Origin of the sequence: Providencia sp. PROV201, from assembly GCF_028479545.1 — a bacterium.
In the GTDB taxonomy this organism is placed as follows: domain Bacteria; phylum Pseudomonadota; class Gammaproteobacteria; order Enterobacterales; family Enterobacteriaceae; genus Providencia; species Providencia huaxiensis.
In genome coordinates, this window is the sequence record NZ_JAMPNW010000006.1 from 131822 (window position 1) to 149894 (window position 18073).

Here is an 18073-nt window from a genome sequence, read left to right on the forward strand (position 1 = left end):
CGTATTATTCTGTCACTTTGTGATTTCACAGTGCTGATAGGCCTATTTTTATTAGGTATTTTGGCTCAGTCTCGCAACTGAATGTTTTTTCGTTAAAAACTTTTTATACAGTGATGGGTTTCACATTTATTCCACTTGTGCGGAAAAACGTGTAAAATAACAGCAAATTAACGTAGAAAGTATGTTTGGGTAATTAGAATGCCGCAAAAAACATATTCCTTTCCTGTCAATTAAACGGTAAAAATCCTTGTCAATTCAAAACTTAAGAAACATCGCCATCATCGCTCACGTTGACCATGGCAAGACCACACTGGTTGGTAAATTATTGCAACAGTCAGGTACGTTCGGCGAACGTGAAACTGTCGATGAGCGTGTTATGGACTCCAACGACTTGGAGAAAGAGCGTGGTATTACCATTCTTGCTAAAAATACTGCAATCCAATGGAATGGTTATCACATCAATATCGTAGACACCCCAGGCCACGCCGATTTCGGTGGTGAGGTTGAGCGCGTAATGTCTATGGTTGACTGCGTTCTGCTGGTTGTTGATGCGATGGACGGCCCAATGCCACAAACTCGTTTCGTAACGCAAAAAGCGTTCGATCACGGCTTACGTCCAATTGTTGTTATCAATAAAGTTGACCGCCCTGGCGCACGTCCTGATTGGGTCGTTGACCAAGTATTCGACTTATTCGTGAACTTAGGTGCAACGGATGAGCAACTCGATTTCCCTATCGTTTATGCCTCTGCATTAAACGGTATCGCAGGTCTTGAGCACGAAAACATGGCTGAAGACATGACCCCACTGTACGAAGCTATCGTGGAACACGTTGCACCTCCAGCAGTTGACGTTGACGGTCCATTCCAAATGCAAGTTTCGCAATTGGATTACAACAGCTATTTAGGTGTTATCGGTATCGGTCGTATTAAGCGCGGCGTTGTTAAGCCTAACCAACAAATAACTGTTATCGATAGCGAAGGTAAAACTCGCAACGGTAAAATCGGTAAAGTGTTAACTCACTTAGGTTTAGAGCGTATCGATTCACAGCAAGCGGAAGCGGGTGATATCGTTGCGCTGACTGGTTTAGGCGAACTAAACATTTCTGACACTATTTGCCAAGTGGGTAGCGTTGAAGCACTGCCTGCGTTAGCGGTTGATGAGCCAACAGTTAGCATGTTCTACTGTGTTAACACCTCACCATTCTGCGGTAAAGAAGGTAAATTCGTGACTTCACGTCAGATCCTTGACCGCCTGAATAAAGAACTGGTTCACAACGTTGCACTGCGTGTTGAAGAAACTCAAGACCCAGACGCATTCCGTGTATCTGGTCGTGGTGAGCTGCACTTATCTGTTCTTATCGAAAACATGCGTCGTGAAGGCTTCGAATTAGCCGTATCTCGTCCAAAAGTTATCATTCGTGAAATCGATGGTCGTAAACAAGAGCCGTTCGAACAAGTGACTTTAGACGTTGAAGAACAGCACCAAGGCGACATCATGAAAGCTTTAGGTGAGCGTAAAGGTGACCTGCGTGACATGATGCCAGACGGTAAAGGCCGTGTGCGTCTTGACTACATTATCCCAAGCCGTGGCTTGATTGGCTTCCGTACTGAATTCATGACAATGACATCAGGTACGGGTTTACTGTACTCAACATTCAGCCATTACGATGATGTTCGCCCAGGTGAAATCGGTGGCCGCCAAAACGGTGTTCTGATCTCCAACGGTCAAGGTAAAGCGGTTGCTTATGCTCTGTACAGCCTGCAAGATCGCGGTAAATTGTTCTTAGGTCACGGTGCTGAAGTGTATGAAGGCCAAATCATTGGTATTCACTCACGTTCTAACGACTTAACCGTTAACTGCTTAACCGGTAAAAAACTGACTAACATGCGTGCATCAGGTACTGACGAAGCAACAACGCTGTCACCACCAATCAAAATGACTCTGGAACAAGCTCTTGAGTTCATTGATGATGACGAGTTAGTTGAAGTGACTCCGCAGTCTATTCGTCTGCGTAAACGTCACTTGACTGAGAACGACCGCCGTCGTGCAAGCCGTTCTAAAGAAGACTAATTACCATTACGTGATGTTGTTTATTACGTTATTGTAGTGATGTGTGTAGTAAGGCGCCGAAAGGCGCCTTACTTATTTATGAGATTTATAATGACTTGTCTTTCTTCATAAAATACAGTGATGAAATAAACAGTCCGATAATTAAAGGGATTTCGTACAATTCTTCAATAAGGCTTTGTAGCTCAGAATGATGTAGAAAAATGGAACTCAGAAATCGATGGTGTTCAACACTATCTGAAATCAAGAAAGCACAAAGAGTCAGTAGTAAGCTCCAAATTGGAATCGCTGTATTTTTTAGGTGAAAAACAATACTTTTTCTTAATGAAGAAGCACATAGCATCAAAACTAAGCCGCCAATCAAGACGATAGAAATTATCCTAAAATAGGTGTGATCCAGATTAGGAAAAAATTCGCGCCCCCAATTTGTTCCTCTGCCAAATAATGTTACCCACCAGATAGTTGCCCATAACCAAAATAGTTTCATTCCTTGGTTTTTTTGTTGTAATGGTTTCATATAAAACCAAGTAAAAAAGGCACAGAAAATTAGAGTAATTGATTGAAAATGTTCAATAATTTTTGTTGTGAGGTCGATATTGAAATTCAGGGGGAGATTGTTAAATAATGGAATTAAAAATAAGCTTCCCCAGAGAATAACAATCGGCCAAGAGATTGTTTTATCTATTTTCATAGTATGACTTTTATATTTTAAGATTTATTTATTACTGATATCGCATAGATATCAGCTCACATTGCTTGTGGTATGACTTGCTACGTAAAAACTATTATGCAAAAAGCTTGTGGAGGGACTTAACATTTAGTATCAAAAACCGATAGTGCTAAGTGAAATAGCACCTTTGGGATAAAAAGCGTTTTCTCATTAACGGAGCAAATCGTTCAGTTTGTTGCTCATTAATTGCGCTAAGTGTGGATTGCTTAATCGATAAATTGACAAAATAACGTGAATTATCACTAATTAGGGCTGTTCAGTTGCCCGAATAATGATTAAAGTAAATTTAGTGAATAACAATGAGGAAAATTTATGCTGTATATCTTCGATATGGGTAATGTGATTATTGATATCGACTTTAATCGTGTATTTGATAAATGGTCTGAACTGAGTGGTACACCAAGTGAAGAAATCAAATCACGTTTTACTTTTGGTAATATCTTTCAATTACATGAGTGTGGAAAAATTTCAGACATCGAGTTTGCTGAGCTGCTTTGTGAAGAAATGGACATTACACTAAGCTTTGAAGACTTTGCTGAAGGCTGGCACGCTATTTTTATTTCGTTACGACCTGAAGTCATTGATATTATGGAGCGCCTTCGTGAACAAGGGCACCGAGTGGTCGTTTTATCGAATACCAACCGTCTACATCTAGACTACTGGCCAGCACACTACCCAGAAATTGCAGCTTCCTCTGATTTCCTATATCTCTCCCAGGATTTAGGCATGCGTAAGCCTGATCCAGAAATTTACAAATATGTGCTGCAATCAGAAGAGTTTGATGCTGCGGATGCTATTTTCTTTGATGACGTCGAAGAAAATATAAAAGCCGCAGAAGCTCTTGGTATTCGCAGTATTCATGTCGTGAATAAAGACACCATTCCTGAATATTTCCGCACTTACGATTTCAGTGCTGAAGTTGAATAACATCCTGATTTTATCGTGGAGCAACGTTTAACGTTGCTCTATCGTTTTGTAAAGAGCCATCATGATTGCATTAATCCAGAGAGTCACTCAAGCGAGTGTGGTTGTTGATCAGAAAATAGTAGGGCAAATAAATACCGGGTTGTTGGTTTTGCTTGGCGTTGAAAAAGATGATGATGAGCAGAAAGCCAAGCGTTTGTGTGAAAAAGTATTAGGCTACCGTATTTTTAGCGATGAACAAGGGAAAATGAATCTCAATGTTCAACAAGCGGGAGGCAGCCTATTGGTGGTTTCTCAATTTACTTTAGCGGCTGACACCAAAAAAGGTATGCGGCCGAGTTTTTCAGGGGGAGCAGAACCTGAGAAAGCAGATACCTTGTATCAATACTTCGTTGAACAAAGCCGGCTAAAAGGGATTGAAACACAAACTGGTGAATTTGCTGCTGATATGCAAGTGAATCTAACCAATGATGGCCCTGTTACTTTCTGGCTACAAGTGTGAGTCCATTTTTAAAGGGGGAAGCGATGTACCATTTACGTACACCGAAAGATGATATTGAATTCGCAACTTATTACCATTTTCGCTGGGAAATGTTACGAAAACCGTTTAATCAGCCCCTTGGTTCAGAAAAAGATGGTTATGATTTAACCGCACACCATCAAATGGTCGTGGATGATAAAAACCGTATTCTTGCTATTGGCCGCTTATATATCAATGCCGATAACGAAGGGGCTATCCGTTTTTTAGCCGTTAACCCTGTCATGCAAGGTAAAGGACTTGGCAAATTAATTATCATGGCCTTGGAGTCTGTTGCGCGGCAAGAAGGCGTAAAACGCATTGTGTCGAGCGTTCGTGAAGAAGCCGTACCATTTTTCGACAAAATGGGTTTTGAGAACCGTGGCCAAGTTGCTGGGCAGTTAAAAACGCCAGTACGCCACTATTTGATGATTAAACCCATAGAGACGCTAGACCAAATATTACATCGTCCAGATTGGTGTGGTGAGCTACAGCAAGCCTGGTATAAGTACATTCCATTGAGTGAGAAAATGGGGGTCCGAGTCGACCAATACACGGGGACTCGTTTTATTACCACCATGCCGGAAGCGGGCAACCAAAACCCTCATGAAACAATATTTGCAGGAAGCCAATTTTCATTAGCTACCTTGACAGGATGGGGGCTGATTTGGCTGTTAATGCAAGAACACCAGCTTGGTGGTGATATTGTGTTGGTCGATGCCAGTATTCGTTATGGTAAGCCTGTAAGCGGTAGGCCGACAGCGACAGCGGACTTAGCAAATATGAGCGGTGACCTTGACCGTTTAGCGCGAGGTAGCAAGGCGCGAGTAAAGCTGAAAGTCGAGGTTAGTAACCCTGATGGCAAAGTGGGCGCAGTATTCAGTGGTGTCTATATGGTGTTACCAGTAGAAGCAAAAAAATAAAGTTATCCATTGAATATTAATTATCCATTGAATATTAAAAAGAAAGGCAGGTTTGATTGACCTGCCTTTTGTGTTTTTATTGATTGTTAGCTTTTATTGAACGCTGGTTTTTATTGATTACTAAGTGCGGGAAGCGGTTCTACTAACGAAGGCTCAATTGGTTGTAAGTCAGCATCGGACTCCACCGATGAGGTGACAACCCCGTTTACAACGGTACGGAATAGGCGTTTGCCTTGCAATGGGACTGCCATCAATTCCCCATTCAGACTTTTTGCCACAGATGGGGCGAGTAAATCCCCTTGTAATGTCGCATCAAAATCACCGATGACTTGAGCTGGAAAGCCTGCCCAACCCCATTGGTTTAAATCAACGAGATCAATATTCGAACCCGATGCTCTCAGTAAGAAGGGGACTTTTTTCGGTTCTTGTTTTACCAGCAGGCCAATCTTACTGATGCCTTTATCGGTACTGACTGTTAAGCTCGCTGCAGCTGAAGATTTACCACTTTGACGCACTTCAATAAACGGGCGGCGTACTAGAACTTGGTTGATTGTGCCGCTATCTGCAGTGAATGTCGCTTTACCGCTCCAAATTCCCCACTGCTTTTGTTTAATCAAATCGATATTTTCAATATTGCCACTGAGCGCGGTCAGTTCGAAAGGAAACTGCGGTTGGATATTCATCAAAAGTGATTGGGAAAGGGTGAATTTTTTGATACTTAAACCGGATAACCAAGCTGGTGTAGGCTCTGCAAAGAATGATAGCCAAGTTTCAGGCAGTGTGTATAAGATACCCGCTAGTTTGCCTTCGTCGATAGTCAGTACTCGATCATTGCGCTGCCAAGACCCACTGAGGTTAAAGACGCCTTTATTATAGTAACCCGATAACTTGTTGATACTCAGGTTGTCACCGTTAATTTTCAGGTCACCAATTAAGGTACTCAGTTGCTGGTCTTTCACGACAAATTGGTCAACATTAAAGCTAATGTTGCTTTCGGAACTCGTCCAGCTCCCTCTCGTGAAGCTGAGTTGGTCAATTTCGGTGCTCAGGCCAGAAAGTGCCCAATCTTTACCTTGAATATCAACATTGGTTAGTTCTACCTTTTTGACCTGCAATGATTTTTCACTCGCTATTGCATCAAATAGTGAATCGAAATCAACTTTATTTTCCCAGCCGACTTTATTCATGGTGAGGGAGTCAACCATGATAGAGCCATCGTCAAGTACCTTTCCAGCACCCGCAATATAGCCGTTATTTAAGTAGGCACTTGCTTGGCTTATTTCTGTTCCTTGCTGCTGTAATTTACCCGTAATGGCAACATTCTTGAATGAAAGGTCATTGAATTTTAATTGGTTAGAGGTAAATCGAAAATCACCGTAACCAAAAGGCGTGTTCTCGGTGGGTTTCCAAGGGGTAATTCCCCCCGTGAAGCCTGTGACTTGCACGGTATCATCACCTTTTTTAAGCGTGATTTGGCTATTTTCAAATTGCAAAATATTAGCGGAAATAGGTAGCAGTATCGTATCGGGTGTGACTGTTGTAGATAATGTTCCTTGAGTGATAACCAAACGTTTGATAGCGGTGCCGCTAAATATATTTTGCCAGTTAACATCAAGCACGACTTGCCGTGAGTCTAAAGATAGATCACTGTTTTTAGCAGCTAATTTGACATCTTGGAAGATGAATTCACCGGGGTTAGAAAATTCATGCCCCATAATTCCTACATCAATATCGTAATTGGTGAATTTACTTAAAAATTGACTGGAGTAGGATGCACCCCAACGGGTTTGCAGCCCGATATAAGTAAAAATAAACAATAGCAGCAGTAACAAAAGTGCATAGGTAGTAAATTTGATTAACCATTTCACAGTTTACTGCTCCTTTGGTTTGTTGACGAATAGACGCAGGAAGAGACTGCCTAATATAGCGACAATTTAAGGATAGCATACAGAAAAACCGCCAGAGTGTTCAACACTGGCGGCTAGAATGAAGGTTATTTTTCGAGAGGGAAGACTAAATTCAGAACAATTGCAGTTAAACCACCTGCAGCAATACCGGAAGAAAACAAGGTTTTTAGCCAATCAGGGGCGAATTGCAAAATCAAGGGTTGCTGTGAAACGCCCATACCCACTGCGAGGGAAAGCGCAATAATCATGATGGCGCGGCGATTGAGTGGTTCACGAGATACAATGCGCACACCTGAAGCGGCAATGGTACCAAACATTACAATTGTTGCTCCGCCTAATACGGGCTCTGGAATTTGTTGCACAAAGCCTGCAACCGCAGGGAACAACCCTAATAACACTAACATTAAAGCGACAATGTAGCCGACATAGCGACTTGCCACCCCTGTTAATTGGATAACACCGTTGTTTTGCCCAAAGCAAGAGTTAGGGAAAGTATTAAATACCGCAGAAACCATTGAGTTCAACCCATTAGCAAGTACGCCACCTTTTATACGTTTCATGTATAAAGGGCCACGAACAGGTTGCTCAGATACATCAGAAGTGGCGGTAATATCACCTATCGTTTCTAAGGAAGTCACCATAAAAATGAGAATTAATGGTATCAACAGGTTCCAATCGAAGGATAAGCCATAATAGAAAGGCTCAGGGACAGTAATAATTGGCTGGTTGGCTTCCATTGGTTGCGCATTTGGCAACATGTCCATCCACCAAGCAGCAATATAGCCAACAGCCATAGCAATGACTAAAGATGCGACACGTAAGTAAGGGTTTTTCTGCCGATTAAGTAAAATAATAACCGCTAAAACAACCCCAGCTAAAATCAAATAATCAGGGGAACCAAAAGTGTTGTCACTAATTGCACCATAGCCACCGCCAATGGATGTTAACCCGACTTGAATCAAGGATAGGCCGATAATCATGACAACAACACCTGAAACTAGTGGTGTAATGACTCGACGGGCTAGATGTAAGAATCGAGAAAGAATCACTTCGGTGAGTGCCGCAACTAGCAATGTGCCGAATAAGGCTGCCATCATCGACGGAATATCAGCGCCACCTTGCTTAAGTGCAACACCACCCATGATTAAAGGTGCAACAAAGTTAAAACTGGTTCCTTGAATCGAAAGCAAGCCTGACCCAATAGGGCCCCACGCACGAATTTGAATTAAAGAAGCAATACCGGAGGCAAATAAAGACATACTAATGATGCGCTGGGTGTCGTGAGCTGGTAGTCCTAATGCCTGGCAAATCAGCATCGCAGGGGTAATCACCGCAACAAACATCGCCAGAAGATGTTGCCCAGCGGCAAACAAGGCTTGCGGCAGCGGTGGGCGGTCTTCTAATTTATAGATGAGTTCGCTTTGCGTTTGTATGGTCGCTTCAGTAGTTTGTTTTTCAGACGTCGCAGTATTCATTGCCTTCATTTCTCGCCAACAAAAAACGCATTGTAATGTGTCGAAATTAAAAAGCAATCGTTTGCGCGTAAAAAACATTGATCAATGTTAAATAAGGCTGTCACATTTTTATATCTTTTAACTTGTATTTATAACAGTTTTTTTTTCTAATCCTATAACCTGCTTTTGGCGTTTTAAGGAAGAAATTAACGTCTTACTAGTTTTTGATAATTTTAACAACAGACGAGGTACGTGAATGTATCATCTCGATGTCTACGGTACACTGGTAGCTGCTACTTTAGTACTATTGCTTGGGCGTAAACTGGTCAAATCAGTCCCTTTCCTTGAAAAATATACAATCCCTGAACCTGTTGCAGGTGGGTTGTTAGTTGCTTTTAGTCTTTTATTGCTTAAACAATTATTTGACTGGAGCCTTTCTTTTGACTTATCACTGCAAGAACCTATGATGCTGGCATTCTTTGCCACAATTGGTCTTAATGCCAACCTTGCTAGTTTGAAGGCAGGCGGTAAAGCATTGTTTATCTTCATTTTTGTGGTTGTTGGTTTATTGCTTGTCCAAAATACAGTAGGGATTGCTCTTGCTGAATTATTGGGATTAGACCCTCTCATGGGGCTATTAGCTGGTTCAATTACCTTATCTGGTGGTCATGGAACTGGCGCGGCATGGGGGAAAATTTTCACTGAAAACTATGGTTTCCAAAGTGCAACAGAAGTTGCAATGGCTTGTGCTACATTTGGACTTGTTCTTGGTGGTTTAATCGGTGGACCTGTTGCACGTTTTCTAACGCGTAATATTCCAACGCCAGGAACGGCTGAAGATGATAAAGACGTTCCAACAGCATTTGAGAAACCACAATCTGGACGCATGATCACTTCAATGGTTTTAATTGAAACTATTGCACTGATCGCTATTTGTCTATTGGTGGGAAGTTTTATTGCAGGCCAATTAGCCGATACTCCTTTCGCATTGCCTAAGTTTGTCTGCGTACTTTTTGTTGGTGTAATTTTAAGTAACAGCTTATCACTGCTTGGTTTTTACCGAGTATTCGACCGCGCTGTTTCTGTCATGGGTAACGTGAGCCTCTCATTATTCTTAGCAATGGCACTCATGAGCTTGAAACTGTGGGAATTAGCATCACTTGCAATCCCAATGATTATCATTCTTGCTGTACAGGCTTGTGTGATGGCAGGATATGCTATTTTTGTGACTTTCCGCGTGATGGGCAAAAACTATGACGCTGCAATCTTAGCTGCAGGTCACTGTGGGTTCGGTCTTGGTGCGACACCAACAGCTATTGCGAATATGCAAGCTGTTACGGATAGATTAGGTCCATCTCACTTAGCATTCTTGGTTGTACCAATGGTTGGGGCATTCTTCATTGATATTGTTAATGCGATAGTTATTAAACTGTATCTAATGCTGCCATTATTCCCAACGATTGCTGGTTAACCTTCATTTAATAATAAATCAAGTAAAGCAGGTATTGCCGTGAAAATATTCACGGCAATTTTCATTTTAGGGAACGAATAAAAAGAAGATATAAGACTTAAGCGTGGCTGTACTGCTCTCGCTCAGGTAACCAACGCTCAATAAGTTGTTGTGCATTTTCAGGGTAATTTTGTTGAATATGGCGAGCAAGGCGTTGCACTTCTGGCAACATATATTGGTCACGCAACAAGTCTGCGACTTTAAATTCTGCATTTCCTGTTTGTCTAGTGCCTAATAATTCCCCTGGCCCGCGAATTTCGAGATCTTTTTGTGCGATAACGAAGCCATCATTACTATCCCGTAATACTTGTAGTCTTTGTTTAGCGGTATGGGTTAACGGTGTCTTGTACAATAATACACAGTGAGATGCGATAGCCCCGCGGCCGACTCGCCCTCTTAGTTGGTGCAACTGAGCTAGACCAAGGCGCTCAGGGTTATCAATAATCATTAAACTTGCATTAGGCACATCCACACCGACTTCAATGACCGTTGTAGCAACAAGCAGTTGAATTTCATTTCGTTTGAAAGCCGCCATAATGCTTTGTTTTTCAGCAGGTTTCATTCGGCCATGGACTAAGCCTACTTTTAATTCAGGTAGTGCCAGTGCAAGCTCTTCGCTGGTCACTTGAGCCGCTTGCGCTTCTAATAATTCAGAGTCTTCAATGAGTGTACAGACCCAATAGGCTTGGCGGCCTTCTTCAATACAGGCTTGGCGAACGCGTTCAATAATATCGTTACGGCGAGTGTCCGGTATGGCGACAGTGGTGACGGGTGTTCGTCCTGGAGGTAGTTCATCGATGACAGAGGTATCTAAGTCTGCATACGCTGTCATCGCCAGCGTCCGTGGGATTGGCGTAGCGGTCATGATTAATTGATGAGGGTGGTAACCTTGCTGCTCACCTTTTTCACGCAGAGCGAGCCGCTGATGAACGCCAAAGCGATGTTGTTCATCAATGATAACAAGCCCTAGTGCTTTAAAGCTCACTTGCTCTTGGAAAATAGCGTGTGTTCCAACAACCATCGCGACTTCTCCACTTGCGATGGCATCTTGCTGAGCCTGACGTGCCTTACCCTTTTGTTTACCCGCGAGCCAACCTACTTTGACGCCTAAAGGTTCTAACCACTGTTTGAAAGTATTGGCATGTTGCTCTGCAAGAATTTCAGTGGGAGCCATCAGTGCCACTTGTTTGCCATTCTCGATGGCACAAACGGCCGCTAAGGCTGCAACGAGAGTTTTCCCTGACCCGACATCCCCTTGAATCAAACGCATCATAGGGGCGTTTTTAGCGAGGTCTGCTTCAACTTCGCTAACAACACGGTTTTGTGCGTTTGTTGGTGAAAATGGTAATTGTGCAAGTAACTGAGATTTTAATTGACCACTTGCGACTAACGGCTGGGCATATAGGCGTTCATTACCTGCGCGGATAGCTAACATGCTTAGATGGTGAGCGAGTAATTCTTCGAGGACTAGCCGCTTTTGTGCGGGATGATGGCCTTTTTCTAGCTCGCTCAGTGCTACATTCGGTGGTGGGTTGTGTAATAAGCGAATGGCATCTGGCAAACTTATCATTCCACGGCTAAGTTCTTCAGGAAGTAATTCTTTTATTTCCCCGCTATCAAGTAACCCGAGTGCTTGCTCCATGACTTTGCGTAAAGTCGCTTGGCGAACACCTTCAGTGGTTGGGTATACTGGTGTTAAATTCTCTTGCAAGCTGATATTGCTGGTTTCTTTAGATACTTTATATTCAGGGTGAATGATTTCCGGCCCTGTATTTCCTCTGCGAACTTCCCCATAGGCGGTAACCTGTCTTCCTTCCGCTAAATTATTTTTCATTGCCGCTGAAAAATTGAAAAAACGTAAGGTGAGGTTGCCTGTTCCATCGGAAATTAAGCAGGTCATCATTCTTTTTCGGCCGAAGACGACTTTAGTTTGCAGGACTTCGCCTGTGATTGTTGCTGTCGTGCCGGGAAGGAGATCTTTTATTTGATATAAACGAGTATGGTCTTCATAGCGTAAAGGGAAATGAAGAAGAAGGTCTTGAACGGTGTTCAAACCGATTTTACGCATTTTTTCTGACTGACTTGCACCAACACCATGCAATGAGGTCAGTGAAATGGTATCAAGTAGCCCATTATTCATGTTATTTCCTTCTATTTAACCCAACTGCCGTCTTTTCATTTTTTCGGTTAATTGCATTTGTGCCCACCACGAGTCATCAGCTTCAATTTGCCCTTGGCTATTGATAAATGGGCGAGGAAGCCCCTTACGTTTAGCAACTTCAGCGAGTACAGGGTAACCACCTTCGAATAACCAAGCTTGTTGTTCATCTGGTGAAAGTAAGCAGTGTTCACGATCGTACATCCCCGCTTGTTGCCGCTGCCTTTGGGCTTCATATAAAATTAGTGCAGAAGCGACGGAAACGTTCAAAGATTGCACCATACCAGCCATTGGAATAATAATGTGCTTATCAGCCAGTGCGAGGGCTTGTTGTGAAATCCCTGTTTTCTCTTGCCCCATCATAATACAAGTTGGCAAAGTATAATCAATTTCACGAAAATCAACGGCATGTTCTGACAAGTTAGTTGCCAAAACCTGCATGTTTTGTGATTTTATTTGGGAAATTGCTTCTTTGGTCGATGCATGTGAAATAATTTTAACCCAGCTATTACTCCCCGCTGCAGAAGATACGGACAGTTTGACTTGTTGGTCAGGCCAAATAGCATGAATTTGGTGGATCCCTACGGCATCCGCACTGCGTACAATGGCAGAAACATTGTGCGGTTTATGAATTTTTTCGAGGCAGAGAGTTAGGTCAGGCTGCCGCATCGCCATCATTTGGCAAATGCGGCGGTAGCGGCGTTCATTCATAGTGATTAATTAAATATGGTCGTTAATTACGGTTTCGGCTAACACGTAGAACGTCAGGCATAATACGGATTTTCCGCATCACATTTGCCAATTGAACACGGTTTTTAGTTGTAAGGCGAATAAAGGCACAATATACACGGCCATCTTTTTCTTCTGTATTCATACTTTGAATACTTGAGTTAGCGTCATTAATAGCAGCGGTTAAATTCGCTAAAGCGCCTTGATGGTTAATCATATCCACTTTAATTTCAGCGATAAAGTCGGTGTCGGTGTCATTGTCCCATTCAACCGCCATAAATTTATCGGGTTCTTTTTGATAACCACGGATATTTCGGCAGGATTCATGGTGGATAACCAGACCTTTTCCAGGACTAATATGTGCAACAATTGGGTCACCGGGAATAGGGCGACAACATTTTGCAAAGGTGATTAAAACGCCATCTGCACCTTTGATAGACAGTTTATTTCGGCTTTCAACTAACACTTGTTCTTCAGGTGCATTTTGTGGATTGTTTTGTAGGTTTCGTGCGACAACCACACTCATTGCGTTACCCAACCCAATTTCAGCAAGCAAGTCGTCTATAGAGTGCAGCTTCATGCGTGCTAATTCTGCATCAATATTGGCTTGAGGGATATCAGTGAGTTTATTTCCTGTCCCTAGTGCATGGTTGAGCAAACGGCGACCTAAGTTAATAGAATCTTCGCGTTTCAAGTTTTTCAATAATTGGCGGATCTTGGCTCGCGCTTTCGAGCTGACAACAAAATTGAGCCATGCTGCATTTGGACGAGCACCTGGCGCAGTAATAATTTCAACAGTTTGGCCACTCGTCAGGGATTGCGAAAGTGGATAAGGCTGACGGTCAACACGAGCCCCCACGCAAGCATGGCCAATATCTGTGTGTACCGCATATGCAAAATCAACAGGTGTTGCACCCGTAGGTAATTCAACAATACGGCCTTCTGGGGTGAAAACGTAGATTTCATCTGGAAATAGATCCGACTTAACGCTTTCAATAAATTCAAACGAGCTACCTGCACTTTGTTGTAACTCAAGTAGGCTTTGCATCCAACGTTGAGCTCTAACCTGTGCCGTTGTACCTTGTTCACCTTGCTCTTTATAGGCCCAATGTGCAGCAACCCCCATTTCAGCCATTTGGTCCATGTCTTCTGTGCGAATTTGCACTTCTACAGGAACGCCATGTGGCCCAATAAGTGAGGTATGTAGCGATTGATAGCCGTTGGCTTTAGGGATAGCAATATAGTCTTTAATACGCCCCGGACGCGGTTTGTATAAACTGTGCATCTGGCCTAAAACGCGGTAGCAAGTATCCACATCTTTCACAATTACCCTAAAAGCATAGATATCCATGATGGAGTGGAAACGTTGCTCTTTTTGGTGCATTTTGCGATAAATGGAATAAAGATGTTTTTCTCTGCCGCTGACGCGACAAGGAACACCCGCCTCGGTAAGCCTACCGTCAATTTCCGAGAGAATTTTTTGGATCATCTCTTTTCGGTTACCGCGAGCCGCTTTGACGACTTCTTTAATAACACGATAACGGTTGGGATATAACGCTTCAAAACCAAGCTCTTCAAGCTCTGTTTTGATGTGGTGTATACCTAGCCTGTGGGCTAACGGGCTATATATTTCAAGGGTTTCACGTGCAATACGCCGACGCTTATCGGGCCTAAGTGACCCTAGCGTGCGCATATTGTGAGTGCGGTCTGCCAGTTTTATCAAAATGACACGGATGTCTTTTACCATCGCCATGATCATTTTGCGGAAGTTTTCTGCTTGAGCTTCTTTTTTGTCGCGAAAATTGAGCTTGTCTAGTTTGGATACACCTTCAACGAGACCGGCGACGGTGGTGCCAAACAATTCTTCTATGTCTTGAAATGTCGCTGGAGTATCTTCAATCACATCATGAAGTAGCGCTGCCATTAGTGTTTCATGGTCCAAACGCATTTCAGCAAGAATACAAGCAACAGCAACTGGATGAGTAATATAAGGCTCACCACTCGAACGGGTCTGTCCTTCGTGGGCATCCCGTGCAACAACATAGGCTTTTCTTAGTAATTCAATTTGTTCTTTAGGAAGATACTTTTGAATGACTAAATTAAGGCTTTCAAACAGATACAAGGCAGACCCACCTTAGTGATTAGCGACGACCTTCAGCGATTGCAGAAACCGCTTGCATTTCAGCCGCATCTTGCTCTTGCTGTTCTTGGCGCTCACGCACATCTAAAATGTGACCGTTGATTAAACCTTCTTCTACTTCACGCAATGCGATAACAGTATATTTATCATTTTCTTCAGGAACTAAAGGGTCTTTTCCACCCGTTTGTAACTGACGAGCTCTACGTGCCGCAACCAATACGAGGTCAAAACGGTTACCAATTTTTTCTACTGCGTCTTGAACAGTTACGCGTGCCATAAGTGTGCTACTCCAAAGAAATAAAAAAATGACCTGATATGATACTGAAACTATTCTCAGTCTGCTAGTAATTTGCTGATTAAAGCATCATGTCGCTGAATCTGACGCGCTAACTTTAAACGCTCAGTACGGATAATAGATTGTAAATCGCTTAGCGCGGTATTGAAATCATCATTAACAATAAGGTAATCATACTCGTTGAAATGTTCAATTTCACCTACTGCTTGTGACATACGCTTTTCTATAACTTCATCGCTGTCTTGCCCACGTCCACGTAGCCTACGATAAAGTTCATCTTTTGATGGTGGGAGAATAAAAATACTGCGTGCTTCAGGCATTTTATCCCTAATTTGCTGGGCTCCCTGCCAATCGATATCAAGAAAAACATCTACACCACTATTTAATACATCTTCAATGATGGGTTTGGACGTCCCATAATAATTCCCAAAAACACAGGCATGTTCTAAGAACTCGCCTTTGTCGACCATTTGTAAAAAATCAGTTTCAGATACAAAGAAATAGTGCTCGCCATGGGTTTCTCCTGGACGTGCAGCTCGAGTTGTATGAGAAACGGAAACCTGTGTGTCATACAATGGTTGTGTTTTTAATAAAGCCTGAATCAGACTTGATTTCCCTGCACCACTAGGGGCAGAAACAATATATAACGTGCCTTGTATCATGATGATTTCTTGAATAGTCGAGGATTAAACATAAAAGATGGTGATAAACCCGACATAGTATACACGTACTTGCATCAACATGCAGCGATATCAATAAATCATGAATTTTAATTAAATGAATTTGATTCATAACTAAATTGTGAACGGGCTCGAGAAATTAACTTATTACTCATGAAAGCAACATTCGTTTTGCGAAGCTTTTTGCAAATAATTTCTTTTGGGGATGAAGGCAGAGAAAAGGTGTTTCATGCTTAGCGAATGAGGAAAATGCTTTAAAGATTGCATTACAATGGATTAGTAATAACAAGGAATAGTTATGATTCATATTTTGTATGGTTATTGGTTAGCGTTCGCTTATAGGTTGAGCGGGTTAATTTTGGGAGTAATGGTATGTACTAATATTGCCCAAGCCGCGCAGCAAAGCGCTATTAATGAACAGTGTGAAGAACAAAATAGTAAAATAATTAGGCAGGAGAGTTACCGGTTAGGGAAACAATTACAACAGTGGAACCAAGCTTACCGTTTGGCGGGTAGCAGTTCGATTAGTGATGAAGCTTATGACCAGCTATTTAATTTATGGCGTTTTTTGCAACGATGCCAGCAACTCCCCGAAGAATTGCCGGAAGTGCTATTACCTGAAAAATCACAGCTAACTACGCATCCAATTCCTCACACAGGGTTGAAGAAACTTAATGAATTAGAAGTTCATAGTTGGATAGAAACACGTAAAAATATTTGGTTGCAACCTAAAGTTGACGGTGTTGCGGTAACGCTGGTTTACAAGAATGGCAAGCTTGTTTCCATGATCAGCCGAGGAAATAGTGTTGAAGGAATAGAGTGGCGAGCAAAAGCAGATTTCATTCCTGCAATACCCAAACAAATCAAATATTCAGGTACGTTAGTGCTTCAAGGGGAACTATTTTGGCGTATGAATGGGCACATTCAAGCTAAAAGGGGGGGAGTAAATGCGCGTAATAAGATTGCTGGGTGGTTAATGCGAAAAAGTGCACCAACGGCCCCTGAAGAAAATATTGGTGTTTTTATCTGGGCGTGGCCTGCGGGAGATGCTAATCCAAAAACACAATTAACATTACTTTCTGAGATAGGTTTTCCGCTTGCTGAGCAATATAGCCATAAAATTGAAAATAAAACCCAGGCTAAGGAATTAAGGGAATACTATTACCAAGGTCAATTACCGTTTGCTACCGATGGCATAGTACTTAAAAATTTTCCAGCACCAGCGGCATCAGCTTGGCAATCAAAACAAAATAGCTGGGCGATTGCATGGAAATACCCATTGCGCAGTGTGTTATCAGAGGTAACTAAATTCAAATTCAATATAGGCAGAACAGGAAGAGTCAGTGTCGTTGCCGAAATCACTCCCGTCAATATTGACTCGAAAACTATTTCAAAGGTAAATGCTGGCTCACTATCATCATGGGAAAAGCGAAATTTACTTGTTGGAGATAAAATACTTGTCTCTCTTTCAGGTCTCGGAAGTCCAAAAATTGAAGACATTGTTTGGCGGCGAGAGAAACGTGAATATCCAGATACATCAAGCTTAAAGCAGTTTCACGCGCTCAGCTGCCTGACTTATACGAAGTCTTGCTCACAGCAATTTGTAGCGAGGTTAACATGGTTAGGCAAACAACTCGGTATTCGAGGGATAAATGAAGCCACATGGCACCAATGGGTAGAGAACAATAACCTTACTCAACTAACAACTTGGTTGTCAGAGCAATGGCAAAACGATTTACCTAAGGGGAAAAAGCACCAACTGTTAGTAAAGCAACTGAGAATGGCAAAGGCTCAACCTATTTGGTTTTGGTTAAAAGGTTTGGCAATTCCACTGCCTAAGGTACAAGTAGGAAAAGTGACTGACATAGGTATGCTGTATGACCCCTCATGGGTTAACAGTATAAATTTGACAGAATTACAAAGGAAAAAATTGGCTAATTGGTTGGCGGAACCGGAAATCCAATCTATTTTAGGTATTTTGTCTGGTATGAAAGCTATTCAGCCATCAATAGTAAATTATTAATGGCTGAATAGCTGT

General features: G+C 42.3%; 14 protein-coding genes. 6 read left to right on the forward strand and 8 right to left on the reverse strand.

Annotated features, from left to right (window positions below):
• Window positions 1-247: 247 nt before the first annotated feature.
• Entirely contained in the window at window positions 248-2071 is a 1824-nt protein-coding gene (gene typA, locus PR809_RS07235) for a ribosome-dependent GTPase TypA (protein ID WP_102138844.1), read from the forward strand.
• 85 nt (window positions 2072-2156) lie between these two features.
• On the opposite strand, the gene PR809_RS07240 is transcribed toward typA, so the two are convergent.
• Window positions 2157-2759 carry a hypothetical protein gene (locus PR809_RS07240; RefSeq protein ID WP_102138845.1) on the reverse strand — a complete coding sequence of 201 codons (603 nt, stop codon included), beginning with the start codon at window positions 2757-2759 and terminating at the stop codon, window positions 2157-2159.
• 351 nt (window positions 2760-3110) lie between these two features.
• Here PR809_RS07240 and yihX point away from each other — a divergent pair, with 351 nt between their 5' ends.
• The 3 genes from yihX to fabY all read left to right on the forward strand — a co-directional run bounded on the left by yihX (window position 3111) and on the right by fabY (window position 5162).
• Window positions 3111-3725: a glucose-1-phosphatase gene (yihX, locus tag PR809_RS07245; RefSeq protein ID WP_004266093.1), complete on the forward strand. Its 615-nt coding sequence runs from the start codon at window positions 3111-3113 to the stop codon at window positions 3723-3725.
• Window positions 3726-3786: 61 nt separating this feature from the next.
• On the forward strand, window positions 3787-4224 hold the full coding sequence (gene dtd, locus PR809_RS07250) for a D-aminoacyl-tRNA deacylase (RefSeq protein ID WP_166265963.1): 438 nt from the start codon (window positions 3787-3789) through the stop codon (window positions 4222-4224).
• A 23-nt stretch (window positions 4225-4247) separates the two neighbouring features.
• On the forward strand, window positions 4248-5162 hold the full coding sequence (fabY, locus tag PR809_RS07255) for a fatty acid biosynthesis protein FabY (RefSeq protein ID WP_181490012.1): 915 nt from the start codon (window positions 4248-4250) through the stop codon (window positions 5160-5162).
• A 110-nt stretch (window positions 5163-5272) separates the two neighbouring features.
• On the opposite strand, the gene PR809_RS07260 is transcribed toward fabY, so the two are convergent.
• Window positions 5273-7030 carry an AsmA family protein gene (locus tag PR809_RS07260; RefSeq protein ID WP_206276536.1) on the reverse strand — a complete coding sequence of 586 codons (1758 nt, stop codon included), beginning with the start codon at window positions 7028-7030 and terminating at the stop codon, window positions 5273-5275.
• A gap of 125 nt (window positions 7031-7155) precedes the next feature.
• Window positions 7156-8544, reverse strand: a complete 1389-nt coding sequence (locus PR809_RS07265) for a uracil-xanthine permease family protein (protein WP_096863580.1) — start codon at window positions 8542-8544, stop codon at window positions 7156-7158.
• Window positions 8545-8779: 235 nt separating this feature from the next.
• On the opposite strand from PR809_RS07265, the gene gltS reads away from it, so the two are divergent.
• Entirely contained in the window at window positions 8780-9994 is a 1215-nt protein-coding gene (gene gltS, locus PR809_RS07270; RefSeq protein ID WP_102138849.1) for a sodium/glutamate symporter, read from the forward strand.
• Window positions 9995-10091: 97 nt separating this feature from the next.
• Here the strand turns inward: gltS and recG are convergent, their stop codons facing one another.
• Genes recG through gmk form a run of 5 tightly spaced genes read right to left on the reverse strand, consistent with a single transcriptional unit; the run spans window position 10092 to window position 16017 of the window.
• Window positions 10092-12173: an ATP-dependent DNA helicase RecG gene (gene recG / locus PR809_RS07275; protein WP_195698063.1), complete on the reverse strand. Its 2082-nt coding sequence runs from the start codon at window positions 12171-12173 to the stop codon at window positions 10092-10094.
• 15 nt (window positions 12174-12188) lie between these two features.
• The gene (gene trmH / locus PR809_RS07280; RefSeq protein WP_206276537.1) at window positions 12189-12902 is read right to left on the reverse strand and encodes a tRNA (guanosine(18)-2'-O)-methyltransferase TrmH; all 714 of its coding nucleotides are present in this window, start codon (window positions 12900-12902) and stop codon (window positions 12189-12191) included.
• Between the two features lie 22 nt (window positions 12903-12924).
• A complete protein-coding gene (gene spoT, locus PR809_RS07285) occupies window positions 12925-15042 on the reverse strand; it encodes a bifunctional GTP diphosphokinase/guanosine-3',5'-bis pyrophosphate 3'-pyrophosphohydrolase (RefSeq protein WP_102138852.1) in 2118 nt (705 codons plus the stop codon).
• Between the two features lie 19 nt (window positions 15043-15061).
• Window positions 15062-15337, reverse strand: coding sequence for a DNA-directed RNA polymerase subunit omega (gene rpoZ, locus PR809_RS07290; protein ID WP_102138853.1), 276 nt, complete (start codon window positions 15335-15337; stop codon window positions 15062-15064).
• Window positions 15338-15393: 56 nt separating this feature from the next.
• Window positions 15394-16017, reverse strand: a complete 624-nt coding sequence (gene gmk, locus PR809_RS07295; protein ID WP_102138854.1) for a guanylate kinase — start codon at window positions 16015-16017, stop codon at window positions 15394-15396.
• 316 nt (window positions 16018-16333) lie between these two features.
• Here gmk and ligB point away from each other — a divergent pair, with 316 nt between their 5' ends.
• Window positions 16334-18058 carry an NAD-dependent DNA ligase LigB gene (gene ligB, locus PR809_RS07300; RefSeq protein ID WP_206276538.1) on the forward strand — a complete coding sequence of 575 codons (1725 nt, stop codon included), beginning with the start codon at window positions 16334-16336 and terminating at the stop codon, window positions 18056-18058.
• Window positions 18059-18073: the final 15 nt, after the last annotated feature.